Below are 25,840 nucleotides of genomic sequence, written 5' to 3' on the forward strand. Positions count from 1 at the left end.
ACGGACTCCCACGCCTCAAGCGGGACAAGAGAGGAAGCGTTCCAGCACCTTTCCGGCCAATCCCTCACCCTCGGCGCGTCGCACCCGCCACCCCTTCCCTTTTTCGAACACGCGTACGAACATAGAGCCATGGCCACCACAGACCGGCAGGCCACGACGCTGGCCCTCGCACACGCCCTGTCAGCCGCCGAGCGCGGGCTGGCCGTCATCCCCCTGTCCCGCACCAAGCTCCCGGCCCTGCGCTCCCCCCACCGCGACGACCCCCTGGCCGCCCCGTGCCACGGCGAGTGCGGCGCGTTCGGCCACGGCGTGTACGACGCCTCGACCGACCCCGTCCGCATCCGCGAGCTCTTCGCGGCCGCCCCCTGGGCCACGGGCTACGGCATCGCGTGCGGTCTGCCGCCCCACCATCTGATCGGCGTCGACCTGGACACCAAGTCGGGCACGGACTCCTCGGCGGCCCTGCGCGAACTGGCGCTGCGCCACCTCTTCACGATCCCCGACACGGTCGTCGTGCTCACCCCGAGCGGTGGCCGGCACCTCTGGCTGACCGGCCCGCCCGACGCCGCCGTCCCCAACTCGGCCGGCCGACTTGCCCCCGGCATCGACATCCGGGGCGCAGGCGGCTACCTCGTCGGCCCCGGCTCCCGCACCGACCACGGCACCTACACGACGGCCCCGGGCACCGCCCACCTCGCCCCCGCGGCCTGCCCGCCGGCTCTGCTCCGCCTGCTCCTGCCCCCGCCGCGCCCCACGCACCCCGCGACCCACCCCTCCGCGGGCGACCAGGGCCAGGGCCTGGTCCAGTTCGTCCTCGCCGCCCACGAGGGCCAGCGCAACACCCGCCTCTTCTGGGCCGCCTGCCGCGCCTACGAGAACGGCATCGGCCCTGCATTGGTCGCCCCCCTGGTCGACGCAGCCCTCAACACTGGCCTCACGGAACGCGAGGCACGGGCCACGATCGCGTCGGCGGCCCGCATGACCGGCCGCCGCCCCTGACCCCACCCGCCCGGACCACTGGCACCACCAGCACGGCAGAACCATTGGAGCGCCACAGAGTGCCGATCATGACCCTGTCCCGGCTCGTCCTGACCTCCGGCCGCAGGGTCGACCTCGGAGAGCTGCGCCTGACGTCGACGTACGGCGGGATGCTGGACGGTTATCCGTGCAGACCGGTCAACGAGCTGCGGATCGAGGGCCTGCTGCGATCGGCCGAGCACGACTACCCGACCGCCCCCGTGCACCTGGTGCCGCCCCCGCACGAGTACCCGGACCACTACCCCGGCGCCTTCGGCCCGGTCGAGATGCTGCCGGCGGTGGCCTGCGTCGGCGTCTTCCGCTCCACGGCCCTGACCCGGTCCCGCGACCCCGTCCTCTACGGCAGCCACCTGACGATCATCTGGTTCCAGCCCCACGCCCGCGTACCCTCCGACTGCGACGCACAGGCCGGCCTGCGGGACGTCGCCTGGGAGGAACTGGCCCGCGACTACGAGCTGTAGCGCAGAAGACCGGGCCGCCGGGCCCCCGCACGCAGAAAGGGCACCCCGGCGAGGGGCACCCTTTCTGAGCAGCGCATGCGCTGAACGACCGCGGTGGGTGTGGGATTTGAACCCACGGTGACTCGCGCCACGACGGTTTTCAAGAGCGTCGCGGAATCAGAAGCGAAACTCCCTCTGACCTGCACGGGAGCCCGTGCTCGGCCCCTGTATCGCGGCGCTGGCCCGCACATGGCCCACAGCCTCTCAGGGCTGCCCCTTCGACTCTCCTTCGCTGGACGGCAGCGAACCTCGGTGGATCAAGGGGACAACCACAGCTACCACAGCAGCGGCCGTACCAAGAGGTGCAGCCAGGGCGGGCACAAAGACGACCAAAACGGTCACCGCGAGGGCAAGCCCACCCATGCCTCCGAGCAGCACACCCCGCCGACGAAGCAAGGGCACATCCGTCGAACGGACGAGGGGTACGTCGGCCTCGTGCCCCTCTCCCGAAGTTGAGAGTTCGGGACCAATCGGTACTGTCATTACTGACCTTTCTCACGCTTGGGACTAGGTCAGGGCGGCTCCCGTGCCAGCGGGGGCCGCCTTTTTCTTGCGGCCACGCCACCCGTTGTCGACATGGTGGCAGTGAGTAAGCCCTACGCCAATCTGGTTATCCACAGCCCCTGTGGACAACGGGGCCATTACTGTGCGTAAGCCGTGATTTCCTGTGCACGACCCAGTGGACAGGGCGGTGGGTAAACCACAGGATCATCCACAGCACGTGGTCTGACCTGCGGCTTTTGTTTACCCACACTGTGGAGAAGAAAAAAATCTCCAACTGAGCACACATCACTGCGCGTAAGGGCGGAAGGATTGATTCCAAGCTTATTTCTATCCGCGTAGAGCCTCCGAAAGGGGCGCATTTTAGCGGTGCCCACTGACAATCCCTTGCCCTGGGCAGACTCCGCACCAGAGCCGAGCCACGCGGCCGTAAGCAGCTCGGCAATCAGGCTGAGACCGAGAGAGCCGAACCGGAGACCTTCCGCCCTCCAGCCGAGGGAGGTCAGCCCCAACTGACGTCGGTTGTGGCCCTCAGGCTGAGTGGGCACGTCTCTGCGCGACCGGCACACGCAACGCACCTAGCGAGACAGTGACGTCTAGGGGAGGTCACTGTGCCGCCGGCTCCTCTACCGCGCGACTGGCGCCAGAGGGGCACACCCGGCACAAGAAAATTCTATTGCTCGTGACCGTAAAACCTGCGCTATCCCGCTAGTGGGTCACTAGAATGTCGGCACTACCGAACAGTGATCGACAGCGGGAGTAATTGTGGAGCCGTTTGAAAGTGAAGGGCTGTTTTGGCTTCCCGAAGCAGAGGAGCAGCAGATCGCAGGGAAAATCTCGTTCACGCATTCGGAAGGCGTTAAGCTTTACCTGATCGGCGGATTTTCCGAATTTCAATCGTTTACAAACTTGAATGACGTTGCACGATTTCCGATCATTCACGGAGTCGCAGGAAAACGCTACCTAACATTGCAGGACTGCACACGGTCAAGCTATCGAATCGAATTTCCGGGGATGCTCCGCGAAGACTATAGGGCTGTCACACTCTTCGCCGGCCAAACTCTTCTAACATCAGACGATCAGCATTTTACTGAAGTTACGGTCCGCTTCAACAACCTATGGGACTGGACGCAAAGGACGATAATTTCTCAGAACTACACCTTTGACTCTGACTCCAAGCTAACTAGCGCAACACTTACCTTGACACCCCTCGAAACAGAGGAGCACGAGATTGCCGGAGGAAAGCTTGCGCTGATTTCTAGATGGAATATCCCAGGAGGCCAACAACAAGACAGGGGTTTCGAGCAAGATTTCTCCCTGCGCTTGACTTACGACGATCCAGTTGATCTCGCGCACATCCGCAATGATGTGGCCACTCTCCAGGACTTGATTTCCGCTACAAGCGATTCCGCCTGTCTGCCAACGGACATATCGCTATGGATCACAGAAGAGTCTGACGGGAGCACTGAAACTGCAAGACTAAACCTGTACGGTCAGCAGTCCGCACAGAGCATGACCCAAAAGTCAAATTCGGTTGAATTCCTCCTTCACCTAGACGAGATCGGTGGGCTTCCCGCAATAGGGAGATGGCTAGATTTCCTACGCGACAGGCGCATCGTTCTGGGCCTAGCTCTGTCGTCGAGATACAGGGCAATGTACGTGGAGAATAAGTTCTTCAATGCCGTTTCATCCGCCGAAACTCTTCATAGGATGGAGTTCCCTAACCACGTAATGCCTACCGCGGACTATAAGGAATTCAGGGACCTCCTCGTGGGGTACGTGCCTGAGGAGCATCGCAGATGGCTAAAGGAACAACTCGCCTTCTCGAACGAGCCAAGATTGCGTGGGCGAATCAAGGAGTTGGCGGAATTCTGTGGCTTGCCCGCTGTGCTGGAGTGTGATGCCGACCAGTGGGCAAGGGCCGTAACCAATACACGCAACAGAATGGTTCACCATGACGACAGAAAGGGCCCACGAGCTTCGAACGCGCAATTCTATTGGATGTCCGAGTCTTTGCAGCTTCTCGTGCTGCTGTGTCTAGCGAAATTTTGCAAGTTCCAGGACGGGTATCTCGCAAAAATCAAGGCGAGTGACACTGTCGACTTGATCGCCAGGAGAGTGCGCGAGCTCCTTGATCCGAAAAAGGCAAACGATAGCGCGTAAGCTGATATTTGAGGACCCTTATAAATGTTTATCCGACGCTCTGTCGAGAGTCAGGGTCGGATAAGCTCCAGCGCCGAAATCACCGTTGCGGGATCTCCGTCGTATATCAAGGGCTGTTCATCTGACTCAGGAGCAACGAAGCGAGTGCGGTACCTCCGGAGGTCGCTCTCGGAGAAATAAATCGCGTTGGGATCGTGAGCGTGGGCCTCGTTGCGCTTGTTGATCCTTGACCAGAGTTCGTCATGGCTCGCTTCGAGATAGACCAGCAGCGGAGTCGCGCCGGCGTCGGTCGCGATGGTTCGCCACCGGGCGCGGTCGTCCGGAGTCCAGAAGCCATGGTCAACCACGACGTCACGCCCCGACTGAAGCAGTTCGCGCAGCTCAACCGCGACATCCTCAAGGACCGGCCGTTCAAGGGTGGGGAAGGTGCCTCGTGGGAAGTCCACCCCGTACACGCCGTGTCGGCGATACATCTCCTCATCCGGACACAGGCGTACGAAGCCGCGATCGGTGAGGACTCGGGAAAGCGTGGTCTTGCCAGAGCCGGGGAGCCCGGCCATGAGAACGCAGAACGGCGAACGTGAGGTCATGGGTCTCGTGAGGGTCTGGGAGATCGCGGAGATTTCCACTTCGGCTTCGGGTGAGAGCGTGCCTGTACGGCGAGCGGCGAGTAGACCGCCCATCCGATCTTCAAGCACGCTCAAGAGCGTGTCATCCAAGGTCGTCACGGGGAAACCTCCGATTCTGTGCGCCAGGTGCGACCAGGGCCACCGAGGTCAACGCCGTATTCCACAACGTTGTTCTCACTGTCGATGAACTTCGCGGTCATCACGACGACGGGTTCCGCAGGCGGGTTCTCCGGGTCCAACTCCAGGAGCTGGGTGTCTTCTGTCGTCAGTAGGCGCGCTGAGGCGGTGTCAATCCGATGACTGATCGGAAGGCCCGTCGCCTCCGCGATGAGCTGGAGTGAGGTGCCCCCGGTCAGTCGCTCACTCTTCGCCAACTGCGGGATCAGCTTCCCGTACCTAGCCGGGATCCAAGACGTACTGTGCGCCACGATGCCGTGTCGGTCCCGGTAGACCCGGCTACGACGAATCACGTCGGAGCGAGGCTCGATACCTAGAGCCTGCGCCACCTCCACAGGCGCAGGGACCACGTCAGCCTTGTGCGAGTCGGAGCGTTCACCGGACCCCCAACTTGAGCCGGTACGGCGGCCGCGGTCCTGGCGCTGAGATCCCGACGACATCGGACCCGGCTGATCCAGGACTTCCGTTCCGATCCCGTGGATGCCTCGGACCATGCCTTCGTTGCGCAGCTTGCGCAACGCCTTCTCGGCCGTGGCCGTGCTCACGCTCCACTCTTCCGACAGGTTCTTGATGCTCGGCAGGAGCGTTCCCGGCTGCAGCCGACCGGACGTGATCAGCTCCGCGTAGTGGGCGGCAATCTTGGCGTACGGCGCCCGGTTGTCGGCCTGACCGGCCATTTCGCGTGCTCCCTCGTCTCGGTTCCCTGAGGTTCCCTAGCTTACCGCTTGACACCGCAGGGAACCCTAGGGAACCTTAGGGATGTGCCCGCCGGTCGGAACAGTCGATCGGAAGGCGCTGCACCTTGATGCGCCTGCGCTCCACGGCGGCGCAGCCCGGAGGAAAGCCCGCAGGGGTCAGTACGAAGGCAGCGATCGTTGGTTGAGAATTCAATAGAGATTCAACTCTGACGGGCTCCGCGTCCCGTCCCCTGAACGGCCGGGGTGATGGCCGTTGGCAGCCACTTCGTGGCAGGTGAACGTGTCCTGCCCTGTGCGTCAGCTCTGGAGAACACTCGTGCGGATCATCCCTTCCTTGCGGGAGGTCAGCCGCTCGTGGTGCCACCTGCCGCACGCTGCCCTGCTGGCGTCAGAGCAGTGACGATGACGCGCCCGACTTTCCCGGCTCGGGGTCGGTCCGCTGTGCCAACGGCGTACCGGCGAAAGCCGTGTCCCTGCGATTCGCGGGAGGTCGGCATGGGCCGACGACATACAAAGGCGCCGCCGCGATGGACCGGCCAGCGGCGCTCTCCTTCCTCCGGTCCGTCCTGGCTTCGCAGCGCCTGACGTTGCGGCCGGCTGCCTCTCCCGCCCGTACCTCGTTCCGCCTTGCGGCCGGGGGACGGACGGGAGCGCGGGGAGCCGGAATGACCGACTTCAACGGCGCGCGGCCCCGGAGGTGCAACTCCGGGGCCGCTGTTCGGGCCGTTCCCCTGCCAAAGGAACCACGACCCAATGGAACACATCGTCACTGTTCAGGGCATTGTTACGGCGTCCGATGACTGGACGCCGTTCGCCAACTCCGCCGACTTCATGGAGCCGACGGATGCGGAGCTGGATGCGATCGAGCAGGAGATGCCGCTGATCCTGGCGCGCGTCGACCTGCTCGACGCACAGATCATCACGCTCGACCGCACGCCGACCGAACTGGACACCCGCCGTATCCGCCGGGCCCGCAACCGGGTGCTTGCCGAGCGTCGGGCCCTGGCCAACCGCACCGTCGTCGTCACGCTGCCCGGGGGTGTCGCATGAGCACCCTTGAGCAGAGCTTGACGGCCGCGCATGCTGAGGTGAAGGCGGAGATCGCGCGGACCGACAACAAGACGGCGCTGTTGTTGGCGTTCGTCGGTGCGGTGCTGGCCGGGGCGTGGACAATCGCCCGTGACCTGCCCCTGAACCCGTTCGCCTGTGCCGTGGGCGGACTCGGCATGACGCTGCTGATCGCGGCGGCTGGTCTGCTGCTGCGCTCGGTGCGTCCCAACATCAAGGGCCGGCACGGCTTCCCGCTGTGGGCCACCCTCACTGCCGAGCAGATCAGCCAGGCCGTCTCCCGCGACCTCGCCGCTGACATCGCTGGCCTGTCCCGCCTCGCGGTCGCCAAGTTCACGGGCCTGCGCCGCGCCGTCGACCTGACCCTTGCGGGGGGCGGACTGCTCGCTCTCGCCCTCCTGATCGTGATCGGGGGCGCGGCATGACCCCGACGCCTTCCCTGCGCGGCTGGGAGCTGCTGATTGCCATGGCGGGCGCGCTGGCGGCGATGGCCGGTACGACGGCCGCGTATCTCACCGACGACCACGCCTGGCGCTACCTGGTCGCGGCCGGCTGCCTCGCGCAGTTCGTCGGCTGGACGTTGCACGGCCGGCGCCTGAGGGGCGGTGCCCGATGAACCGCACGAGCCGGACCGTTCTGCCCGCCGTCGCGATGACGGCCGTGTCCATGGTGCTGACCCTGGCCGTGGTCCTGATGTGGCTCGGCACGGCCGTGCCGTGGCCGGTCGCCCTGGTCGTCGGGCTCGGCATCGACGGCGGCTGGCTGGCCACCCTCGCCTATGAACGTCGCCTGGCCGCCCAAGGCGACCACAGCCGAGTGGTGACCGCAGTGGGCTGGTTGTTCGGCCTCATCGCCACCGGCTTCCTCATCGCCCACGCACTGACCGCCGAACAGTCTGCCGGCGCCTGGTTGGCGGTGGCGTGGCTGCCGATCGCGGCAAAGGCCCTGTGGCTGGTGCACAGCCTGTGGGAGCGCACCGCGCTCACCACCGTCGCCCTGGACGCTATCCGGGGTATCCAGCAGGAAGCCCGCGACGAAGCCGCCGTGGCCCGCGCCCGCCTCCGGGCGGAAGCGGCCTCGGAGGAGACGCGGCTGACCGCCGTGACGGGGGCCGGTGCTCGCGTCGCCCGCGTGCAGGCGAGGACCGCGAAGACCCTTGCGGGGGCGTGGTCGACGCTGGAGGAAGCGCGGCAGGGTGAGGACACGAGCAGGGCGCTGACCAGCGTGACGAGTCGCGTCACACCCGGCGTCACGCCCCGCTGGGAACTGCCCGTCTGGGGGCCTGTCGAGCAGGTTCCCGCGCTGGAGTCGGCGCCGCCCGCGCTGACCGACAGCGAGTTGGACGCGCTGGTCGACCAGATCCGCACCAGCCAGACCCCCGCCCTGTCGTATCGCGAGATGGCCACGCGCTTCCGTGCGGCCGGCCATTCCGCCTCCGAGGTCCGCCTGCGGGCGGCGTGGAAGCGAGTGGCGTGATGTCCGGCGTCTACGGCAAGTGCTTCGACCCCACCGGGGCCCGCCACGGGATACCCACCTACCCGTGGCGCCTGGCCCCCCACGGGCTAGCCACCCGCCGGCAGTTACGGGCTCAGGGCCTGCGCCCTGGGGGTCAGCCGATCGCCGCGCAGGCCATGCGCATCAACCGGCGCACCGGCGGCCCGCGGGTGGCCTACCTGTACCGCGAAGACCTCGCGCTTCCGGTGCGGCCGATGACCTCGCGCAAGTGGGGCGCCCTCGCCCTGGCCATGCTCGCCCGCCGCACCTGCCCGTCGTGCCGGCTCGACGCGGGCTATTGCATCCCGCGCTCGCTCGGCATGTGCGTGCCATGCGCCTACCCCACCACCCCCACTCCCGTGCCTGACCTGGGAGGTCAGCCGTGAAGAACGTGCTGCACGAGTCGCCGGGCGACGACAACGCCCGCACCCTGCGCCTGCTGGACGCCACCGACACCGCGTTCGCCCACGAGTCCACCACCGAGCTGGGCACCGACTTCGAGCAGGTCGTGTTGGAGGGCCTGCTCACCGACCGGTCCGTGGACGTCTATCCGCCCGCCGGCCACACCTACCCGAGGAAGGACTGACCGCCATGGGCAAGCCCGACACCCGCCGCCTGGACAAGGAAATCCAGCGAACCCAACGCAAGCTGGAAGCCGTCCGCAACGAGGAAATGTGGCCCCTGACCAGCCAGGAACGCCGTCAGGTCATGGGCGCCCTGGTCAGCGGCTCCTACCGCACTGTGCGGTCCAAGAGCACCGGCCGCGCCGACCGGAAGCTGGAGAGCGTCTGGGAGTCGGTGCAGACCCGGCTCATTGCCGAACTCACCGCGCTTCAGAGCGAGCGGCAGCGTCTCGTCACCGAGGCCGCCACCGCCAAGGCCGCCAAGAAGTCCTCGGGGTGGTGGTGAGCATGGCAGCGACGCAGACGCCCCCGGGTGAGTGCCCGCAGTGCTGGGAGCACGCCCACAACAAGCGCATCCACCGCCGCCTCAAGCCGCGCCAGGACTGCCCGCAGTGCGTCGATCACATGGTCAACGGCTGCCCCTACCTCACGCCCAAGAAGGAATCCCGCTGGTGGTGACCGCCCCCACCAGCGCCCTTCCGGCCGCCTGACGCGCGGCTCGCACGCCTCGCATGCCGGGGTGGTCGTCCCTGCCACGGACCCGGCCACCCCGGCACTCTCCCGCAACTCCCGCCCGAGTAGGGCAGTCAGGAGCACTTCCAGCATGTCCGAGAACGTCGTCAGCCTCCACAAAACACCCGAACCCACGACTGCCGATGCCACCGTGACCACGTTGACCGTGGTCCCCGACCCGGCCCCGGCCAAGCCGATACCGCTGTGGGTGCGCTCCGGGCGCGCGGTGCGCACGGTCGTCACGCACGAGACCACCCGCACGACCGCCCGCGCCGTGGTCCGCCACGGCCTCTACACCGTCAACGGCGGCCGAATCCTGGCCCGCCGCACCTGGGACGGCAAGACCGGCGCCCGCTACGAGCGCATGCTCCGTGCCGCTGAAGCCGCAGGCAACTACGAGGTGGCGGAGGAGTGGGAGGAGCGTCTTCAGCGCTTCCGCGAGGCCCGCCACCGCCGCCGCATGGACCTGCTCCACTCCCCGCTCGACGTCGCCAAGGGCGTCGGGGTCGGCGTCGGCATGAGCATCGGCGTCCTCGTCGCGCTCGGGGTCGTGATGGCCATCAACAACCACGACATCACCGACGTCATCACCCCCCTCGCGGCCACCATCGAGTTCATCGGCCTGCTCATCCGGATCGTGCAGGTCGTATGGGGCCCCGCTCTCGTGCTCGGGCCGCTGTTCGCTCTGCTGGGCATGTGGATGGTCGGCAGCAAGCAACAGGCCGCCCCCGCCTGGGTCATGCCGGCCAACGTGCGCAACGGCGAAGGTGAGCCGATCACCCCGTCCATCGTCGTCAAGGCCCTGCGGGATCTCGGCATCCCCGCCATGCGCAAGGCCATCACGGAGATGGGCGACGCCGGCGCCTCCATGCTGGGACCGATCCGGATCGCGGGATGCGGAGTTGAGGTCGACGTCACCCTGCCCTCTGGCGTGGCCACGAACGAGGTGCAGTCCAAGCGGCGCAAGCTGGCGGAAAACCTGACCCGGCACGAGCACGAAGTGTTCATCACGATCCCGCAGGCCGCCCGCACGGTTCGCCTGTGGATCGCCGACTCCGGGGCGCTGGATGAGCCGATCGGCCCGTCTCCGCTGGTCACCGATGAGACGCTGACCGCCGACTACGTCAAGGGCCGCGCCCCGTGGGGTCAGGACCTGCGCGGCGACGCCGCCGCCCTGTCGCTGTATCAGCGGCACCTGCTCATCACGGGTCTGTCCAACCAGGGCAAGACCGCTGCGCTGCGCTCCCTGGCGCTGTGGGCGTCGCTGGATCGGCGGGTGGAATTCCGGATCGCCGACCTCAAGGGTGCGGGTGACTGGGCGATGTTCGACGGCTTGGCCACGGTGCTGATCCAGGGGCCGACAGATGAGCACGTGATCGAGGCGACCGAGATGGTTGAAGGGCTGGTCGATGAGATGAATCGCCGGATCGCGCAGCGTCAGGCGGACCCCTCGGTGGTGTTCGAGCCGCTGATCGGGATCGTGGACGAAGCGCAGGTGGCGTTCATGTGCCCGGCCGTGGACGACGAGAAGCGCCCTTACGGCGGCTCCAAGGCGACCTCCCGGTACTTCATGGCGGTGCGGAAGGTCCACAACCAGGGCCGTGTGGTCGACGTGCTCATGTGGGAGGGCACCCAGGACCCCACCGACCAGAACCTTCCCAAGCTCGTGCGCGAGGGCGCGCACACCCGGGCCTCGCTCGCGCTGGGCACCGAGGCACAAGCCGTCATGGCGCTGGGTGAGAAGGCAGTCAACGGCGGGGCCGCCCCGCACCTGCTCCGGCAGGGTCTGGACAAGGGAACCCTGGTCGTCGCCTCCGACGGCATCGACATCCCCAAGGGCCAGTCCTCGATCACGGTGCGCACCCACTACATCGACGACGACGCGGCCAAGGCCATCACCGACCGCGCCAAGGGCCTGCGCGACGGCGTCACCACCCTGCACGCCATCGAGCGCGGCGAGGACCGCGACCGCCTCGCCGACATCGCCTCCGTGGTCGGAAACGCGCCCCGCGTGCGCACCCAGGACGTCCTCAAGCGGCTCGCCGTGCTCGACGAGGACGTCTACGGCAAGTGGTCCTTCCTCGACCTCAAGCGCGTCCTGGAGGGCACCGGAGCCGAGCCCTACAAGTCGGACGGCGTCATGGTCGTGGGCCGCGACCGTCTCGCCCGTGCCCTCGCCAACCGCGACGACGAAGGTTCCGCTTCCGCCGCCGGATGACAGGGAGCAGGCGCCGCCCGGGTCAGGGAGGCAGGGAGAACTCCCTCACCCCCTCCCTGACCCGCCTCCCTGGCCCTGACCTGCATAAAAGATCAATCAGGGAGGCAGGGAGGCGTCCCAGGTCAGCCCCCGAAAACCCCTCCACAGCACCCCTCCAAGGGGGTGTCTATGTCTCCCTGACTCATGTTCGGAAGGGATTCCGCATGTACCCCGAACCCGCCCGCCACGCCCCCGCTGAGGGGGCCGTGGAAGTCCACCAGCCGACCCCGCTTCCGCCCGCCGTGGTCGCTCCGGCGCCGATGGTGGCCGTGCAGCCGGGAGCCGTGCCGGCGGTCGCGAGCATCGTCCTGCCGGACGGCCGCGTGGTCACCGGCTACGCCATCAACCCCGCACAACCCGAACCCCTCACCGCGAACCCGCCCGTGTCCCGCGCAGCGGTGAACGTCGCCCTCGGGGGCGTCGGGTTTCTCGCGGTGTGCGGCGGCCTGCTGCTGCTCACCACCTTCATCACCGCCCTGACCGCGCTCATCACCCAGCTCATCACCCTCGCCGCCGTGATCTTCGGCGGCTGGATCGCGGTGCAGGTCTTCAAGCCGCACGGCCACCAGGGCGGGACCACGGTCAACATCCGCAAAGCGATCTTCAAGCGCAACCACTTCCACGGCTAGCTACGCCAAGGGCGGCCCCTCCGTCTCGCCAAAGTCGCGGGGCCGCCCTTGCCCAGCCAGTACCCGTCAAGGAACTGGAGACATCCAGCATGACCCATCGTCTTGTCCTCGGGCGACTGCTCGCCCTCCTCGAACCCCTACGGGTGTTGGACGCCTTCTGCTGCATCGGGGGCGCCACCACCGGCTACCGGCGCGCGTTCGGCAATTGCCACATCACCGGCGTCGACATCCAGGCACAGCCCGACTATCCGGGCGACGCCTTCCACCAGGGCGACGCCATCGAGTACATCCGCGCCCACGGCCACGAGTACGACTTCATCCACGCCTCCCCGCCGTGCCAGGGCGAGGGCGCTCCCACCAAGGGCACCAACCGGGCCCGCAACGCGGCCATCGGCCGCACCTACCCCCGGCTCATCGCCCCGACCCGGGCCGCCCTGGAAGCCACCGGCCGGCCGTTCGTGATGGAGAACGTGCCGGGCTCCGAGGTCCGTAAAGACCTGCGCCTGTGCGGCGAACAGTTCGGCCTCGCGGTGCTCATGCACCGCTACTTCGAACTCGGAGGCTGGACCGCTCCGCAGCCCGCCCACCCCAAGCATCGGGGCTACGTGCGCGGTTGGCGCCACGGCGTCTACCGCGACGGCCCGTATGTGGCCGCGTACGGTGAGGGCGGCGGCAAGGCCACCGTGGACGAGATTAGGGCCGCGAAGGGCATCGACTGGTCCACAGACCACCTACGGCTCCGGGAAGCCCTCCCGCCCGCCTATACGCAGTGGATCGGGGCCGCATTCCTGGCCTCCCTCGCTCCTGCGCTGGGAGTGGCCGCATGAGCGCCCCGACCCTGCTGGACACCGCGCTCAAGCTTGCCGCAGACGGCCTCCCACCCCTGCCCCTGCGGGCGGGCAAGGTGCCGTTCGGCAACTGCCCGGACTGCACCGGCAACGCGTGCGGCGGCCGGCCGAATATGAAGACCCCGGGCCCCTGCGCATGCCCCGGCGTCTGCCACGCGTGGGCCGCCGCCACCATCGACCCCCACGTACTCACCTCCCCGGCGTGGGCGACTGCGTGGCGTCGGGCCGCCGCCGTCGCCTACCACCCCGGCGGCGCCGGCGTGACCGTGGTCGACCTGGACGACGCGGAGGCCGTCACTTGGGCCCGCACCACATTGCCCCCCACGCTCACCGTGCCGACGACGCGGGGAGAGCACTGGATCTACCGGGGCGTGATGCGGTCCGTGAACGCCGTACGACCCGGCGTCGACCTCAAGTCCCTTATGGCATACGCACGTTGGCTCGGACCCGGCACAGGCGTCATGGCCCCTCTCCCGGACTCTGTGCGCGCGCTGGCAGTAAAGGAGCCGTCACCGGCGCGCAGGGCGCCACAGAGCCTCACAGCACCTCTGAAGGGCCATGGGGGCGAGTGCAGGCACAGGACCCCCGCCTACCTGGAGCGCGGGATCGCCATGGCAGAGCAGCGCATCAGCGAGGCGCGCAGCGCCGTTCACGCGACCGTGTACCGCACGTTCCTCGCCGTGCTCTCCACCCACGGCCGGTGCGGCTGCCTCAGCGACACCCACGTCAACCGGCTGTTCACCGCCGCGCAGGCCAAAGGCGAGACCCCCCGGCACTGCACGGACGCGTGGACCAACGCCCTGACCACGTTGGGACTGTGACCATGTCTGACGACGAGAAGAACCCCGCTCGCGAGGTCATCGCCGACTACGCGCACTCCCACTTCCGCTACTTCCGCACCGCCGACGGCACCGTCTACGCCCAGAAGAACGGCCACCCCGTCGCCCGCCCCATCCGCTCCCAGGGCACCACCGGAAGCCACCGCCAGGAACTCATGGTCGGCCTCTTTAGGGACGGGGTCGGCGTGTTCAACGGCACGGCACTCAAGGAGGCGTTGGACTTGATCGAAGCACTCGCGCTGTCCGAGGACGTACAGCCCGTGCACATCCGCGTTGCCCCCGGATTCGATGGGGCCACGTGGCTGGACTTGGGGCGCGCCGACGGACAGTCCGTCCGCATCCACCCCGCCGGATGGGACATCAAGGTTCCCGACCCGCGTGAAGTGTGCTGGCGGCGCACTCAGCTCACCGGGGAGCTGCCCCTGCCCGCTCGGGATACGAACGGCAAGGGAATCGACAGTCTTCTGAGGCTGTGCAACTTCGCCACAGCCGAGTCTGAGTGCCTGGCGATCGCGTGGCTGATCGGCTGTCTCGGACCGTCCGTGCCTGTCCCGGCCCCGTTCCTCACCGGCCCGCAGGGCGCCGGCAAGTCGACGGGCGGCCGGATGCTCGTCCGGATCATCGAGGGGATGACGGGCGACCTGCGCCGGGCCCCGAAGGATGAGGAGAACCTGATCGCGGCGGTCGCGGCAGGGTGGGTAACCGCGCTGGACAACCTCTCCCACATGACCCCGGATCTGTCCGATGCGATGTGCTGCATCGTGACCGGTGCGGAGAGCGTCAAGCGAGCGCTGTTCACCGACGGGGACGTCTTCCGCGTCGGTTACCGCCGCCCGCTGCTCCTCACCGGAATCGACGTCGGAGTCATCCGCCCCGACCTCGCCGAACGCCTCCTGCCCCTGCGTCTGGAACGGCCGAAGGTGCGGCGCACAGAGGCAGAGCTGTGGGCGGAGTACGCGGAGGTGCTGCCCGTCGTCCTCGGCTCGTTGCTGGACCTGACGGTCAAGGTCCGTGCTGTGGACGCGGAGACACCCACGGACCTGCGGATGGCGGACTTCGCCCACCTGTGCGCACAGCTCGACGGCGCCACCGGATTCGGGGCACTCGCCGCCTACCGGGCCAGTCTCGACGACCTCAACGACGACGTCATTGAAGGCGACCTGCTGGCACAGACCGTGCTCCGGCATGCCGAGAGCATCGAGCCAGGCGAGGCGCAGCGGATGACGTCCACCGAGTGGCTGCACTGCCTCAGCCGCCTCTACAGCGGTGAGGAACTCCGCACGCTGCCCAAGGGCTGGCCGACAACGGGAAAGGTGCTCTCTGACCGCCTCAAGCGGCTCCAGCCCACCCTTGCTGCCCGGGGTGTCCTCATCGACTCCGGGCGCACCTATGAAGGCCGCTATCTCGAAATGGCTCGCGCGTCCGCCCCACCGTCGCACGCGCAGGAAGCGGCGTTCTGACCTACCGAGACAAGCAAGAAGAGCACCAGGCGCGCCGGGGGTGCTCTTCTTGCTCTTCGGCGGCGGCGCCGCCCCCAGGACGTGCCGCGCAGCGGCTCCTTCTTCACGTCCTGAGAGCACCCGCACCACTACAGACACCCCTCCATTTTCCTAAGTAGGGGAACGCTGCGTCATGTGCGTCATACGGACGGGAAACCGGCCCCCTACTTGCGAGAACGACCATGACGCAGACGGCCGATCCTGCGTCATTCCCGCGTCATGTGCGTCATGCCATGACGCACGCCATGACGGACACATGACGCACGCCTCAAGCCCTGCGTCATGCAAAACCCCAGCTCAACGCATGCGTATGACGCACATGACGCTATGACGCAGAAATCCGGACCTCGGACAGACGCAACCCAAGACCCCTGACCGAAGCCTCAAGGAGTCGACCGTGGCACACCCCGAGATGCTGAAACTCCCCGAAGTGCTCACCGAGATCAAGATGAGCCGCGCCGCCTTCTACCGCATGCGCGCCCGCGGCCAAGCCCCCCGTCTCCGCAAGCTCCCCAACGGACAGGTCCGCGTCAGCCGCGCCGACCTTGATGCCTGGTGGGAGCGCTGCGAGCAGCAAGCCGCATAGGTCAAACCGCTTCACCGGGGCCCGCGCTGAGCGCGGGCCCCTCGTCACGTCTGGAGAGACATGCTCACGTACGACGTCGATATCTGGTCCATCCGCAAGCGGGCCGGCCGCCCCAAGCCGTGGGAGCTGCGTTGGAGGGTGGGCGAGCGCCCCCACTCCCGCAGTTTCAAGCTGAAGCCGCAGGCAGATGGGCGACGGGCCGAATTGATGGCGGCTCTGCGGGATCAACAGCAGTTCGACGAAGAAACGGGCCTACCCGCACGTGAGTTGCTGGCTCTGACCTCTCCCTCCTGGTACGAGCACGTGACGGAGTACGTCCTGATGAAGTGGCCGCGCGCCGCCGCCAAGCATCGGGCGAGCATCGCGGAATCCCTCGCAGTCGTGACGCCCGCGCTCGTCACGAACAAGCGAGGAGCACCCCGCCCGTCAGTGCTGCGCGATGCGCTCTACCAGTGGGCATTTCGCGCAGTGCGAGGGCCGGACGGTACTTGGGTTCCGCGCCACGTAGCCGAAGAGCCACCAGCGGATATCCGCGCCGCGCTTGAATGGGTCGCCTCCCGCTCCATCAAGGTCAAGGACTTGGAGGACCCCGCCCTCCTGCGTCCCGCCCTTGAAGCCCTCTCGCTCCGTCTGGACGGGGGGAAAGCCGCGGAGAACACCGCCCGACGCAAGCGCATGGTGCTGAGCAACGTCCTTCGCTACACAGTCGAAGAAAAGGGCCTGCTCGCCTCCAACCCTCTCCCGCGCGTGGACTGGACCGCTCCCGAGAGCGACGACGAAATCGACTTCCGATACGTGCCGGACCCACGGTTGGCGCGGGCCCTGCTCGGGGCAGTCCGCGACTCTGGCCCCCGCGGTCAGCACCTCCACGCGTTCTTCGGGTGCCTCTACTACGCCGCAATGCGCCCTGGCGAAATCGTCGCGCTCACCAAAGACGACTGCACCTTGCCGCCCAACTCGCCAGACTCCGTGCAGGAGTGGGGCGAACTCCTGCTCGGAGAGAGCCGCCCGGAAGTCGGCGGCGGCTGGACGGATGAGGGCACGTCGTATGAGAAGCGTGGGCTCAAGCGACGTAAGCAGGGAGCGACACGGACCGTGCCCATTCCGCCCGTTCTCGTGCACCTCCTACGGCAGCACATCGAGCGATACGGCACGGCCGACGACGGGCGGCTGTTCCGGGCCTCGCGGGGCGGACGCGTCCCCTCCACCGAGTACTGCGACCTCTGGGAGAGAGCACGAAAGGCGGTCCTCTCCCCCCGTGAGGTGAAGTCGGACCTCGCCGCCGTGCCTTACTCCCTCCGGCACGCGGGAGTGTCCCTCTGGATCAAATCGGGCGTGGACCCGGCGGAGGTCGCCGCGCGCGCCGGCCACAGCATCGCGGTGCTGTACCGCTTCTACGCAAAGATCCTGAAAGGCGGTCAGCAGCACTCCAACGATCTCATCTCCCGGGCGCTCGACGAGGGAGGAGGGTCCTGACTCTGGCCCACAGATGGCCCATACGTACTGGTCAACGCTGGGATATGAGCGAGAAGGAGTGAGACAGGACCCATGCAGAAGGGGTGCCGCTCCGGAGAGTGGCACCCCTTCTGACCTGCAAGCTTCTGGCCTGCGAAGCGGTGGGTGTGGGATTTGAACCCACGGTGACTCGCGCCACGACGGTTTTCAAGACCGTTCCCTTAGGCCGCTCGGGCAACCCACCCCGCGCCGCCGGTGACCGTGGCGCGGGGACCAGAGTAACGGGTCGGGACGGGGGCGTGGATGTCAGCTGTCGCCAGTGCGGGAGCCCAGGGTGAGATCGACCGTGCGGGTCTGGCCGTCACGCTCGTAGGTGATCTTGACCTTGTCGCCGGGCTTGTGGGTCCAGATCTCGCCGATCAGGGTGGGACCGGAGTCGATGACGTGGTCGTCCAGCTTGGTGATGACGTCGCCCGGCTTCAGGCCGGCCTTGGCGGCGGGGCCGCCCGCCTCGACCGGAGCGGAGCCGCCCGCGCCCTCGGTGGTGATCTTCGCGCCGCCGGTGGAGTCCTCCAGGGAGACGGACGCGCCGATCTTGGCGTAGACCGGCTTGCCGGTCCGGATGAGCTGCTGGGCGACGTACTTGGCCTGGTTGATCGGGATGGCGAAGCCGAGGCCGATCGAGCCGGACTGGCTGGTGCCGCCGAGGCCGCCGCCGCTGGTGGACTGGATGGCGGAGTTGATGCCGATCACGTTGCCCTGCGCGTCGAGGAGGGGGCCTCCCGAGTTGCCCGGGTTGATCGACGCGTCCGTCTGCAGCGCGCTCATGTAGGAGGCGTTGCTGCCGCTGCCGTCGCTGGAGGCCACCGGGCGGTTCTTCGCGCTGATGATGCCCGTCGTGACGGTGTTCGACAGGCCGAAGGGGGCGCCGATCGCGATGGTGGAGTCGCCGACCGCCACCTGGTCGGAGTTGCCGAGGGTGAGCGGCTTGAGGTCGCCCGGCGCGTTCTTGAGCTTGATGACCGCCACGTCGTAGCCCTGCGCGTGGCCGACCACCTCGGCGTCGTACTTCTTGCCGTTCGGGAAGGTGGCGGTCAGCTTGCCGCCGTCGACCGCGTCGGCGACCACGTGGTTGTTGGTGACGATGTGGCCCTGGGTGTCGAAGACGAACCCGGTTCCGGTGCCGCCCTCGCCGTTGGTGGACTCGGCCTCGATGGTGACCGTGCTGGGCAGGGCCCGCTGCGCCACGCCCGCCACGGTGTCGGCGGCCCGCTTCACGCTGCCGCCGCTGTCCGAGGCGGACAGGGTCGTCGAGGAGCCGTTGTCGTTGTTCTTCGCCAGGGTGTAGCCCAGACCGCCGCCGATCCCGCCGGCGACCAGCGCGGCCACCAGGATCGCGGCGACGAGACCACCGCGGCCCGTCTTCGGCTTCGGCGCGGGCTGCTGGTAGCCCGCGCCCCAGACACCCGTCGGACCGGCGCCGCCCGCACCGCCGTCGGCGTACGAGGGCGTGCCCGGGACCTGCGGCGGCGGCCAGGAGCCCTCGGGGCCGCCCGCGCCACCGTGCTGCTGCCCCTGCGTCGAGGCGTACGCCGGCGCCGGTCCCGCGTGCACGAGTTCCGGGTTCTGGGCGCCGCCTGCGGGGTGCGGCGGGACCGGCGGGGTCGGGGCGCCCGCGTCGGGGGCCTGGGGGGCCGAAGCCGCGGGAGCGTCCACCGGCACGGGGGGTGCAGACGGGGCCGGGGGTACCGCGGTGCCCTCGTTCTCGGTGCTCACAGCTTCTCTCCTCGGTCCACGGCTGTCGATTGTCGGTCGCACCCGGTCACGCGCGGCCGGGGCCGCTCCGTGTCCGGCGTACGTCAGCTATGCATGTCCTTTTGTATGCCGTCAGCTTTTCCCACAAGCCGTCAGGGCACCATAAGCGGTGCCTGTGGGTTCACGGCTGCTCTTTATATAGGCCATGCAAGACAAATGAGGCGCAATCCATATGCCTCCGTTCGCACGCGTACCCCCGAGCGGTGGCACCATGACGCGGTGACCCACGCACGGCAGCAGCTGACTCAAGTCGTCGCCCACCGCGGAGCCTCGGAAGACGCTCCCGAGCACACGCTCGCCGCGTACCGCAAGGCGATCGAGGACGGCGCGGACGCCCTCGAGTGCGATGTACGCCTCACCGCCGACGGCCATCTCGTGTGCGTCCACGACCGACGGGTCAACCGTACGTCCAACGGCCGCGGAGCGGTCTCGGCCCTGGAGCTCGCCGACCTCGCCGCCCTGGACTTCGGCTCGCGCAGGACACGGGAGTTCTGGCGCACCCGCGACGAGGAACCGGACTGGGTGTACCGGCCCGAGGACCGGGAGGACACCTCCGTGCTCACCCTGGAGCGCCTGCTCGAACTCGTCGCCGACGCGGGGCGGCGAGTGGAGATGGCCATCGAGACCAAGCACCCGACGCGCTGGGCCGGCCAGGTCGAGGAGCGGCTGCTGCTGCTCCTGAAGCGGTTCGGCCTGGACAGCCCCGCCTCGGCCGCCGAGTCGCCGATCAGGGTCATGAGTTTCTCGGCCCGGTCGCTGCACCGCGTGCGTGCCGTCTCGCCGACCCTGCCGACGGTCTACCTGCTCCAGTTCGTCTCGCCCCGGCTGCGGGACGGCCGGCTGCCCGCAGGGGTGCGGATCGCGGGTCCCTCGATCCGGATCGTGCGCAACCACCCCGGCTACATCGAACGCCTGAAGCGGGCGGGCCACCAGGTGCACGTGTGGACCGTCAACGAGATGGAGGACGTGGACCTCTGCGTCGAGCTCGGCGTCGACGCCATCATCACCAACCGGCCGCGCGCGGTGCTCGACCGGCTCGGCCGCTGACGTCCCCTGCGTCACAGGGTGTGCCCCGGCGCGTTCGGTGCGTGTTCGAACGCGGCGAATGCGTCGGCGGAGCGGAATCGGCCGGTTTCCGGTTCAGGCCAATGGGGCATCCACACCGTGGCGTGGGGCGAAGGAGGTCTCGGGGGTGGCGTTGGTGGTGGCACAGGAGGTGCCCACGTCGTCGAGCATGGCCGTACCCCATGGCCCTGCGGGCGTGGGGGAAGCGAGACACCGTATGCGCGTCCAACTGCGCAGGGGTGGCGTGGCGGAATCGGTCATCGACGACGCCGTACTGATTCTTTCCGAACTCTTGAGCAACGCGTGCAAACACGGCCGGCCGTTGGGCGACGCCCTGGCCGGGGACGGTGACGTCCGCGCCGCCTGGCGGGTGGACGCGAGGGGCCGGCTCACGGTCGAGGTGACGGACGGCGGCGGGCCCACCCGCCCGGCTCCGGCCACGCCCTCGGTCACCGCGCACGGCGGCCGCGGGCTCAACATCATCACCGCGCTGGCGGACGACTGGGGCGTCAGGGACGACGCCCGGGGCGAGGTCACGGTCTGGGTGATCGTCCACTCAGATGTCCACGACCCGGACGCCGGCTGCCGCCGCGACGACTTCGCGACGCGTGTCGTGGCCCCGTCGGTCGCGATACCCGACCTGGACTTCTCGGACGCCTTCGACGATCTCGGCTGAGGGCTCGGGACCGGCGTCCGGGCCGGACATCCCGGTGGTTGTCCACAGGCTCCCGTCGGCCAGGTCGCGAGCGGCTAGGCTCGCGCCCGTACGAGACGAGCCGTAACCGGGAGACAGCCACGATGGCCAAGAAGCGACCCCAGACGAAGGCCAAGCGCCCGCAGATCACGGACGGTGAGGTCCCGGTCGTCGGCGCCCGCGAACCCTGCCCCTGCGGAAGCGGCCGCCGCTACAAGGCCTGCCACGGCCGGGCCGCCGCGCAGGCCGCGACCGAGCTGGTGCACCGCCCGTTCGAGGGTCTCCCGGGCGAGGGCGACTGGGTGGCACTGCGCGAGCTGGTCCCCGCCGCCACGGTCGAGCTGACCCTCAAGAGCGGTCTCCCCGAGGGCGTCCCGTCGGTCACGCTGGCCACGGTCCTGCCGATGGCCTGGCCCGCCCTGCGCCGCGACGACGGCTCGGTCCTGCTCGGACTGCAGAACGACACGGCGTCCGGTGACATCAGCCGCGATCTCGCCGACACCCTCCAGCGCGCGCTCACCGCGGCTCCCGGCACCCCGGTCGAGGGCCGACGCGCCCCCGCCGACGGTCCGCGGTTGCAGGATCTGCTCGACCCCGATGGCGCGTTCGAGCCAGTTGTGCACGAGGGCTTCGAGTTCTGGGTCCCGGACGCGGAGAACGCCACGCCCGAGGTGACCGCCTCCCTGGAGCGGGCCAACGCGGCGGCCATCCCGACCGTCCGGCTGACCGGTGTGGACGCCGCCTACTGGTGCGAGACCCCGGACAAGAACCATCTGCGCTGGGTGATGCCGCACCCCGAGGAGCAACTTCTGGACGCGCTCGCGCGCCTGCACGCGGCCGGGAGGTCGAGCCTCGGCGAGGGCACCCGGCTGGTCGGTTCCTTCCGCGCCCACGGCCTCACCGTCCCGGTCTGGGACCTGCCGAGCGGGGTCACCGCGGAGGACGTCGAGAAGCCGGCCGCCGAGTTCGCCGAGCGGCTCGCGGGCGCTCTGGCCACGGACGCACCGCTGACCGCCGACGAGCGCCGCGCCCGGGGCGGTCTCACCAACCGCCAGGTCACGCTGAGTTGACACCGGGAGTGCGGCTGACCGGTCGGTCAGCCGCACCGAACCTTCACGGAACGACCGGCTCCGTTCACAACTCGCCTCAGGGAAAGGCGAATCGGTGTCCGAATCAGCCAGGGGGCGGCGCGGTCGAATTTGCGAACGGGCGATCTCTTGTTACCGTTCCAGTAGCCCGGTTGCTGGTGCATCCCCCGTCGCCAGCAACCGGGTCTTTCTGTGTCCGGGCAGCTTTACGGAACGCCGCCGCGCGTCAACTGCCCGTGTTCTCCCCGGAGTTGCTCCCGGCCCGCAGCAGCAGCGGTCCGTCGCCCCGCCGGGCGAACTCCGCCACCGCCGTGTAGTCGGCCGGCGCCCCCCGGGTGCGCTCCCGGGGCGTCTCGCACAGGTCCGGCTCGTCGCCGGCGCCGACCGCGCAGCGCAGCTCCACCGTGCGTCCGCCGGGTCCCATGAAGCTGAGGGCGGCGTCCAGCACCGCGCCGGTCGCGTTGCGGTAGTAGGTGCGCGCCCAGGTCTCCTCGCCCTGAGTGAGCACACAGGTCTGTGCCTCCACGCCGTCGGGGGAGCTCAGTTCGGGACCGCAGCGCGCGGCCGTGGCCAGACCCACACCGAGCAGCAGCGGGGAGCGGCCGGGGCCGGGGAGGGGCGCCTTGGGATCATCGGCCGCGGACGGCCGTACGTCGGAGGACCCCGCCGAGGGACGCGCGGCGGATGACCCTCCGGTCGAACGCACCCCGGAGGACCCCGCGTCGGGACGTGCGGCCAAAGGCGGCGTGGCGGGACGCACGAGATCGCGTACGACGGTGCGGCCCCGGTCGCCCACCTGTCCCGCGGAGGCCACGGCCAGGGGGAGCACGACGGCGCCCACCACGGCACCGGACAGGGCGAGCAGCCGAACCCACGGGGTGCCTGGGGGTCGTCCCCCGGAATGACGCAGCATGAGGCGGACGATAACGACCGGGCGCGGGCACCCGGTTCCGCCCGCGCCCGACACCCCTACAACTCGGGTGCGCTCACACCCGTACGGGTGAGGGCCTCGACCACGGCGTCCACCACGGCCTCGACGTCGGGGACCCACGGGGAGGCCGAGCCGGGCAGCGGAGCCCGCTCCCAGGTGATCTCGCCGTGGCCGGTCTCGGACGGGGGCAGGGCGAGGTAGCCGCCCTCGCCGTGGAAGCGGAGGGAACCGGGGACGTGGTCCTGGGCGTACAGCAGTTCGCCCAGCTGTTCCAGGGAGTACGGCTTGACGAGGATCGCCCAGCGGGTCGGCGCGGCGATCACCGGGCCCAGGCGCATGCCCTCGCGGTCGAGTGCGGCCAGGGCGCGGGCGGCCGGCAGGGCCGGCAGGCTGACCGCGCAGGGGGCGCTGCCACCGGTGGCCAGGACGATCGGCGCGGCCGGGCGGTTGGTCCACCACCAGCGCACCATGCGCTCGTCCGTGGTGGCCGCGAGCAGGCCCGGGTCGAAGGGGTGGGCGCCGGGGACCGTGCACTCCGGGTCGGGGCATCCGCAACGGGCCCGGCCCTCCGGGTCCGGTGCCACACCCGGGAGTACCGGCCACTGCCATTCCTTCGCGAAGGTCAGGGCCGCGCTGAGCAATTCAGGCCTTCCGTCGCTGCGCTGGGACAGGAGCCTGCGTCGCCTTCCGAGGATCTCGCGCATGAGCGCTCGTTCCTTTCCGTTGCACCGCTGGCAACACCGTGGACCACATCACACCATGTGTCGATCACTTCACTGTGCGTACCTGTTGGCGCATCACACCCTTGTCCGAGACAAGGGGAACCCCATACTGCGTCTATCAAAAGCGCGGGCGTGGCGGGGGGTGGCGAAGTCTGGCGTTTTGCCGTCCCGCGTATTTCTCTCCGCCTCCGCCACGGGAGGATGGGGCTCGATCGTCGGTGGCTAAGACGCCCGGGTCGGTCACCAGGTTCCGGGTGACTGTCCAGCACCCCTGGTCCTTACCGAGTACGTACCCATCACGACCGCTGTGACGCTCTGTGGAGCAAGGCCAGTCGACCTCAATACACCGTAACCCGAAGCAGTTTTAAGCCATCTTTGCCCATCGACCCACCCTCCACCAGTTACCCACGGACACCAGGAATCCCGGCAGGACAATGCTGGACATCCCCTCACGAGTGCGTGTACATGTGGAGACACTGCTAGCGGCGCAGAATGACATGGGGGTTTGCGATGCTTTTGAGCAATACGCACCGGTCGGAAAGCCGGACGCCATGAACGCCCCTCACCCTCCGAAAGTGGCCGGAATCGATTCAACGGTTCCCGCACCCGCACACACTGTCACGCCCGCGCCCGCCGCCCCGGGCACCCCCGCGCCCCCCGTGCCGAACGCACCCGGCGCGCTGCTCCAGGACCGTCTCGCCGGCTGGGTCTCCGACCTGACGACCCTCCATGAACTCACCGAACGCCTCGCCCGCACCGAGGCGTTGTCCGAGGCCCTCCAGGAACTCCTGCGCGCCGGCGCCGCCCTGGTGGGAGCCCGGCGCGGACTCGTCGTCCTCGAACCGGACGACCGACTCGGCCCCGACACCACCATCGGCCTCGGACTCGCCCGCGCCGACCTCGGACACATCGAGACCGTGCCGCGCAGCGCGATGTCGTACGGCCGCATCCTCGAAGGACTGCCGGGCGGTGACGGCGAGATCGCCCAGCCCGACCTGCTCGCCGAGGACGGCCTCGACCCGCGCCACCGCGAGGTGGCCGCCCGCCTCGGTTACGCGGCCTGCTACGCGCTCCCGCTGTCCACCGCCGGCGCCGGCCGCCTCGGTGCCGCCGTGTGGCTCTACGACGAACCCGCCGAACCGTCCGAGCGCCGGCGCCACCTCGTCGGCCTGTACGTCCGCCACGCCACCGAGCACCTGGCCCGGCTCGTCGAGGTCGAGCGCACGCGCGCGTGCATGGCGACGATGGCCGAGGAGCTGCTGCCGTCCCGGCTCCCCCGCGTCGCCGGCGTCCGGCTCGCCGTCCGGCACCGCACCGGCCCGCGCGGAGGCGGCGACTGGTACGACGCGCTGCCGCTGCCGGACGCGGCCCTGGGCCTCGCGGTCGGTTCGGTCACCGGCAGCGGCCCGAGCGCGGTCGCCGCGATGGGGCGCCTGCGAGCCTCCCTGAGGGCGTACGCCGTGATGGAGGGCGAGGACCCGGTCGCGGTCCTGTCCGACCTGGAGCTGCTGCTCCGGCTGACCGAGCCGGCCCGCTCCGCGACCGCCCTGTTCGCCTACTGCGAGCCCGCGCTGCGCAAGCTCACGCTGGCCGGTGCCGGGCACTGCCCGCCGCTGCTGATCGGCGAGCGGCGCACCGAGTTCGTGGAGACGTCCGTGTCCGCGCCGCTCGGCATGCTCGCCTGCTGGGAGGCGCCGAGCGTGGAGCTGTGCGCGGAGCCCGGTGAGACGGTGCTGCTGTACACGGACGGGCTGCTGCACCGCACCGGCGACCCCACCGACCGCGCCTTCGCGCGCCTGCACGCGGCGGCGGCCGGAGTGCCGAGGGCGCTGCGCGGTGACCCCGACGCCGTCGCCGACCACGTGCTGCGGACCGTGCTGCCGGACGGACTGGACGAGGCGGATTCCGAGGAGGACGTGGTCCTGCTCGCGGCTCACTTCGAGTAGCGGTCGGTAACAGGTGCTGCGGGCCTGGGCCCCCTTCGGTACGACCGTACGATGGACGGGGT

At 68.8% G+C, this 25,840-nt stretch carries 27 protein-coding genes and 1 tRNA gene; 22 read left to right on the plus strand and 6 right to left on the minus strand.

Annotated elements, in window-relative coordinates:
* Positions 1 to 129: 129 nt before the first annotated feature.
* The 3 genes from ACIQJT_RS15930 to ACIQJT_RS15940 all read left to right on the plus strand — a co-directional run bounded on the left by ACIQJT_RS15930 (position 130) and on the right by ACIQJT_RS15940 (position 4,202).
* Positions 130 to 999 (plus strand): bifunctional DNA primase/polymerase, encoded by an 870-nt coding sequence (locus ACIQJT_RS15930; RefSeq protein ID WP_402643810.1) that lies wholly within the window; start codon positions 130 to 132, stop codon positions 997 to 999.
* Between the two features lie 68 nt (positions 1,000 to 1,067).
* Entirely contained in the window at positions 1,068 to 1,499 is a 432-nt protein-coding gene (locus ACIQJT_RS15935; RefSeq protein ID WP_365452684.1) for a hypothetical protein, read from the plus strand.
* Between the two features lie 1,305 nt (positions 1,500 to 2,804).
* Positions 2,805 to 4,202: a HEPN domain-containing protein gene (locus tag ACIQJT_RS15940; protein WP_402643814.1), complete on the plus strand. Its 1,398-nt coding sequence runs from the start codon at positions 2,805 to 2,807 to the stop codon at positions 4,200 to 4,202.
* Positions 4,203 to 4,252: 50 nt separating this feature from the next.
* Here the strand turns inward: ACIQJT_RS15940 and ACIQJT_RS15945 are convergent, their stop codons facing one another.
* The gene (locus ACIQJT_RS15945; protein ID WP_402643817.1) at positions 4,253 to 4,930 is read right to left on the minus strand and encodes an AAA family ATPase; all 678 of its coding nucleotides are present in this window, start codon (positions 4,928 to 4,930) and stop codon (positions 4,253 to 4,255) included.
* Positions 4,927 to 5,685, minus strand: a complete 759-nt coding sequence (locus ACIQJT_RS15950) for a GntR family transcriptional regulator (RefSeq protein ID WP_402643820.1) — start codon at positions 5,683 to 5,685, stop codon at positions 4,927 to 4,929. Before ACIQJT_RS15950 ends, ACIQJT_RS15945 begins: the two co-directional genes overlap by 4 nt.
* 774 nt (positions 5,686 to 6,459) lie before the next feature.
* Here ACIQJT_RS15950 and ACIQJT_RS15955 point away from each other — a divergent pair.
* The 15 genes from ACIQJT_RS15955 to ACIQJT_RS16025 all read left to right on the plus strand — a co-directional run bounded on the left by ACIQJT_RS15955 (position 6,460) and on the right by ACIQJT_RS16025 (position 17,538).
* Positions 6,460 to 6,756: a DUF6284 family protein gene (locus tag ACIQJT_RS15955; protein WP_402643822.1), complete on the plus strand. Its 297-nt coding sequence runs from the start codon at positions 6,460 to 6,462 to the stop codon at positions 6,754 to 6,756.
* Positions 6,753 to 7,199 (plus strand): Pycsar system effector family protein, encoded by a 447-nt coding sequence (locus ACIQJT_RS15960; protein ID WP_402643826.1) that lies wholly within the window; start codon positions 6,753 to 6,755, stop codon positions 7,197 to 7,199. The genes ACIQJT_RS15955 and ACIQJT_RS15960 overlap by 4 nt, the downstream gene beginning before the upstream one ends.
* Positions 7,196 to 7,390, plus strand: a complete 195-nt coding sequence (locus ACIQJT_RS15965) for a hypothetical protein (protein ID WP_402643829.1) — start codon at positions 7,196 to 7,198, stop codon at positions 7,388 to 7,390. Before ACIQJT_RS15960 ends, ACIQJT_RS15965 begins: the two co-directional genes overlap by 4 nt.
* Positions 7,387 to 8,250, plus strand: a complete 864-nt coding sequence (locus ACIQJT_RS15970; protein ID WP_402643832.1) for a protein spdB — start codon at positions 7,387 to 7,389, stop codon at positions 8,248 to 8,250. The genes ACIQJT_RS15965 and ACIQJT_RS15970 overlap by 4 nt, the downstream gene beginning before the upstream one ends.
* Entirely contained in the window at positions 8,250 to 8,654 is a 405-nt protein-coding gene (locus ACIQJT_RS15975) for an RRQRL motif-containing zinc-binding protein (RefSeq protein WP_402644759.1), read from the plus strand. The genes ACIQJT_RS15970 and ACIQJT_RS15975 overlap by 1 nt, the downstream gene beginning before the upstream one ends.
* Complete coding sequence (locus ACIQJT_RS15980; protein ID WP_402643834.1) at positions 8,651 to 8,854, plus strand: hypothetical protein; 204 nt, start codon at positions 8,651 to 8,653, stop codon at positions 8,852 to 8,854. Before ACIQJT_RS15975 ends, ACIQJT_RS15980 begins: the two co-directional genes overlap by 4 nt.
* A gap of 5 nt (positions 8,855 to 8,859) precedes the next feature.
* Complete coding sequence (locus tag ACIQJT_RS15985) at positions 8,860 to 9,177, plus strand: hypothetical protein (RefSeq protein ID WP_402643837.1); 318 nt, start codon at positions 8,860 to 8,862, stop codon at positions 9,175 to 9,177.
* A 2-nt stretch (positions 9,178 to 9,179) separates the two neighbouring features.
* Positions 9,180 to 9,350 (plus strand): pRL2-8, encoded by a 171-nt coding sequence (locus ACIQJT_RS15990; RefSeq protein WP_402643839.1) that lies wholly within the window; start codon positions 9,180 to 9,182, stop codon positions 9,348 to 9,350.
* A 145-nt stretch (positions 9,351 to 9,495) separates the two neighbouring features.
* Positions 9,496 to 11,622, plus strand: coding sequence for an ATP-binding protein (locus ACIQJT_RS15995; protein ID WP_402643841.1), 2,127 nt, complete (start codon positions 9,496 to 9,498; stop codon positions 11,620 to 11,622).
* 203 nt (positions 11,623 to 11,825) lie between these two features.
* Positions 11,826 to 12,290 (plus strand): hypothetical protein, encoded by a 465-nt coding sequence (locus ACIQJT_RS16000; protein ID WP_402643843.1) that lies wholly within the window; start codon positions 11,826 to 11,828, stop codon positions 12,288 to 12,290.
* A gap of 89 nt (positions 12,291 to 12,379) precedes the next feature.
* Complete coding sequence (locus tag ACIQJT_RS16005) at positions 12,380 to 13,117, plus strand: DNA methylase (RefSeq protein WP_402643845.1); 738 nt, start codon at positions 12,380 to 12,382, stop codon at positions 13,115 to 13,117.
* Entirely contained in the window at positions 13,114 to 13,959 is an 846-nt protein-coding gene (locus tag ACIQJT_RS16010; protein ID WP_402643848.1) for a bifunctional DNA primase/polymerase, read from the plus strand. The genes ACIQJT_RS16005 and ACIQJT_RS16010 overlap by 4 nt, the downstream gene beginning before the upstream one ends.
* 2 nt (positions 13,960 to 13,961) lie before the next feature.
* Positions 13,962 to 15,437: an ATP-binding protein gene (locus ACIQJT_RS16015; protein ID WP_402643851.1), complete on the plus strand. Its 1,476-nt coding sequence runs from the start codon at positions 13,962 to 13,964 to the stop codon at positions 15,435 to 15,437.
* A gap of 436 nt (positions 15,438 to 15,873) precedes the next feature.
* Complete coding sequence (locus ACIQJT_RS16020) at positions 15,874 to 16,062, plus strand: helix-turn-helix transcriptional regulator (protein ID WP_402643853.1); 189 nt, start codon at positions 15,874 to 15,876, stop codon at positions 16,060 to 16,062.
* 60 nt (positions 16,063 to 16,122) lie between these two features.
* Positions 16,123 to 17,538, plus strand: a complete 1,416-nt coding sequence (locus tag ACIQJT_RS16025) for a tyrosine-type recombinase/integrase (RefSeq protein ID WP_402643856.1) — start codon at positions 16,123 to 16,125, stop codon at positions 17,536 to 17,538.
* 138 nt (positions 17,539 to 17,676) lie between these two features.
* On the opposite strand, the gene ACIQJT_RS16030 is transcribed toward ACIQJT_RS16025, so the two are convergent.
* Positions 17,677 to 17,761 (minus strand) — tRNA-Ser (locus ACIQJT_RS16030).
* A gap of 62 nt (positions 17,762 to 17,823) precedes the next feature.
* Complete coding sequence (locus tag ACIQJT_RS16035) at positions 17,824 to 19,293, minus strand: trypsin-like peptidase domain-containing protein (protein ID WP_365452725.1); 1,470 nt, start codon at positions 19,291 to 19,293, stop codon at positions 17,824 to 17,826.
* Between the two features lie 258 nt (positions 19,294 to 19,551).
* Between ACIQJT_RS16035 and ACIQJT_RS16040 the strand changes: the two genes are divergently transcribed.
* From ACIQJT_RS16040 to ACIQJT_RS16050, 3 genes are all read left to right on the plus strand, one after another.
* Positions 19,552 to 20,379, plus strand: a complete 828-nt coding sequence (locus ACIQJT_RS16040; RefSeq protein ID WP_365452728.1) for a glycerophosphodiester phosphodiesterase — start codon at positions 19,552 to 19,554, stop codon at positions 20,377 to 20,379.
* Between the two features lie 58 nt (positions 20,380 to 20,437).
* A complete protein-coding gene (locus ACIQJT_RS16045) occupies positions 20,438 to 21,073 on the plus strand; it encodes an ATP-binding protein (RefSeq protein ID WP_365452731.1) in 636 nt (211 codons plus the stop codon).
* A 122-nt stretch (positions 21,074 to 21,195) separates the two neighbouring features.
* Positions 21,196 to 22,161: a DUF5926 family protein gene (locus ACIQJT_RS16050; RefSeq protein ID WP_365452734.1), complete on the plus strand. Its 966-nt coding sequence runs from the start codon at positions 21,196 to 21,198 to the stop codon at positions 22,159 to 22,161.
* A gap of 244 nt (positions 22,162 to 22,405) precedes the next feature.
* On the opposite strand, the gene ACIQJT_RS16055 is transcribed toward ACIQJT_RS16050, so the two are convergent.
* Together ACIQJT_RS16055 and ACIQJT_RS16060 are read right to left on the minus strand one after the other, a co-directional pair.
* Positions 22,406 to 23,092 (minus strand): hypothetical protein, encoded by a 687-nt coding sequence (locus tag ACIQJT_RS16055; RefSeq protein WP_402643859.1) that lies wholly within the window; start codon positions 23,090 to 23,092, stop codon positions 22,406 to 22,408.
* Between the two features lie 56 nt (positions 23,093 to 23,148).
* Complete coding sequence (locus ACIQJT_RS16060) at positions 23,149 to 23,814, minus strand: bifunctional DNA primase/polymerase (RefSeq protein WP_365452740.1); 666 nt, start codon at positions 23,812 to 23,814, stop codon at positions 23,149 to 23,151.
* 452 nt (positions 23,815 to 24,266) lie between these two features.
* On the opposite strand from ACIQJT_RS16060, the gene ACIQJT_RS16065 reads away from it, so the two are divergent.
* Entirely contained in the window at positions 24,267 to 25,778 is a 1,512-nt protein-coding gene (locus tag ACIQJT_RS16065) for a PP2C family protein-serine/threonine phosphatase (RefSeq protein ID WP_402643862.1), read from the plus strand.
* Positions 25,779 to 25,840 lie beyond the last annotated feature (62 nt).

The organism is Streptomyces sp. NPDC091972, assembly GCF_044756385.1.
Taxonomy (GTDB): Bacteria; Actinomycetota; Actinomycetes; order Streptomycetales; family Streptomycetaceae; genus Streptomyces.

Excerpts from the sequence above, each read along its gene's own strand:
- ACIQJT_RS15930 (WP_402643810.1), top strand. The coding sequence starts at position 130 with ATGGCCACCACAGACCGGCAGGCCACGACGCTGGCCCTCGCACACGCC.
- ACIQJT_RS15935 (WP_365452684.1), top strand. The coding sequence starts at position 1,068 with ATGACCCTGTCCCGGCTCGTCCTGACCTCCGGCCGCAGGGTCGACCTC.
- ACIQJT_RS15950 (WP_402643820.1), bottom strand. The coding sequence starts at position 5,685 with ATGGCCGGTCAGGCCGACAACCGGGCGCCGTACGCCAAGATTGCCGCC.
- ACIQJT_RS15955 (WP_402643822.1), top strand. The coding sequence starts at position 6,460 with ATGGAACACATCGTCACTGTTCAGGGCATTGTTACGGCGTCCGATGAC.
- ACIQJT_RS15960 (WP_402643826.1), top strand. The coding sequence starts at position 6,753 with ATGAGCACCCTTGAGCAGAGCTTGACGGCCGCGCATGCTGAGGTGAAG.
- ACIQJT_RS15965 (WP_402643829.1), top strand. The coding sequence starts at position 7,196 with ATGACCCCGACGCCTTCCCTGCGCGGCTGGGAGCTGCTGATTGCCATG.
- ACIQJT_RS15970 (WP_402643832.1), top strand. The coding sequence starts at position 7,387 with ATGAACCGCACGAGCCGGACCGTTCTGCCCGCCGTCGCGATGACGGCC.
- ACIQJT_RS15975 (WP_402644759.1), top strand. The coding sequence starts at position 8,250 with ATGTCCGGCGTCTACGGCAAGTGCTTCGACCCCACCGGGGCCCGCCAC.
- ACIQJT_RS15985 (WP_402643837.1), top strand. The coding sequence starts at position 8,860 with ATGGGCAAGCCCGACACCCGCCGCCTGGACAAGGAAATCCAGCGAACC.
- ACIQJT_RS15990 (WP_402643839.1), top strand. The coding sequence starts at position 9,180 with ATGGCAGCGACGCAGACGCCCCCGGGTGAGTGCCCGCAGTGCTGGGAG.
- ACIQJT_RS15995 (WP_402643841.1), top strand. The coding sequence starts at position 9,496 with ATGTCCGAGAACGTCGTCAGCCTCCACAAAACACCCGAACCCACGACT.
- ACIQJT_RS16000 (WP_402643843.1), top strand. The coding sequence starts at position 11,826 with ATGTACCCCGAACCCGCCCGCCACGCCCCCGCTGAGGGGGCCGTGGAA.
- ACIQJT_RS16005 (WP_402643845.1), top strand. The coding sequence starts at position 12,380 with ATGACCCATCGTCTTGTCCTCGGGCGACTGCTCGCCCTCCTCGAACCC.
- ACIQJT_RS16010 (WP_402643848.1), top strand. The coding sequence starts at position 13,114 with ATGAGCGCCCCGACCCTGCTGGACACCGCGCTCAAGCTTGCCGCAGAC.
- ACIQJT_RS16015 (WP_402643851.1), top strand. The coding sequence starts at position 13,962 with ATGTCTGACGACGAGAAGAACCCCGCTCGCGAGGTCATCGCCGACTAC.
- ACIQJT_RS16025 (WP_402643856.1), top strand. The coding sequence starts at position 16,123 with ATGCTCACGTACGACGTCGATATCTGGTCCATCCGCAAGCGGGCCGGC.
- ACIQJT_RS16045 (WP_365452731.1), top strand. The coding sequence starts at position 20,438 with ATGCGTCGGCGGAGCGGAATCGGCCGGTTTCCGGTTCAGGCCAATGGG.
- ACIQJT_RS16050 (WP_365452734.1), top strand. The coding sequence starts at position 21,196 with ATGGCCAAGAAGCGACCCCAGACGAAGGCCAAGCGCCCGCAGATCACG.
- ACIQJT_RS16055 (WP_402643859.1), bottom strand. The coding sequence starts at position 23,092 with ATGCTGCGTCATTCCGGGGGACGACCCCCAGGCACCCCGTGGGTTCGG.
- ACIQJT_RS16060 (WP_365452740.1), bottom strand. The coding sequence starts at position 23,814 with ATGCGCGAGATCCTCGGAAGGCGACGCAGGCTCCTGTCCCAGCGCAGC.
- ACIQJT_RS16065 (WP_402643862.1), top strand. The coding sequence starts at position 24,267 with ATGCTGGACATCCCCTCACGAGTGCGTGTACATGTGGAGACACTGCTA.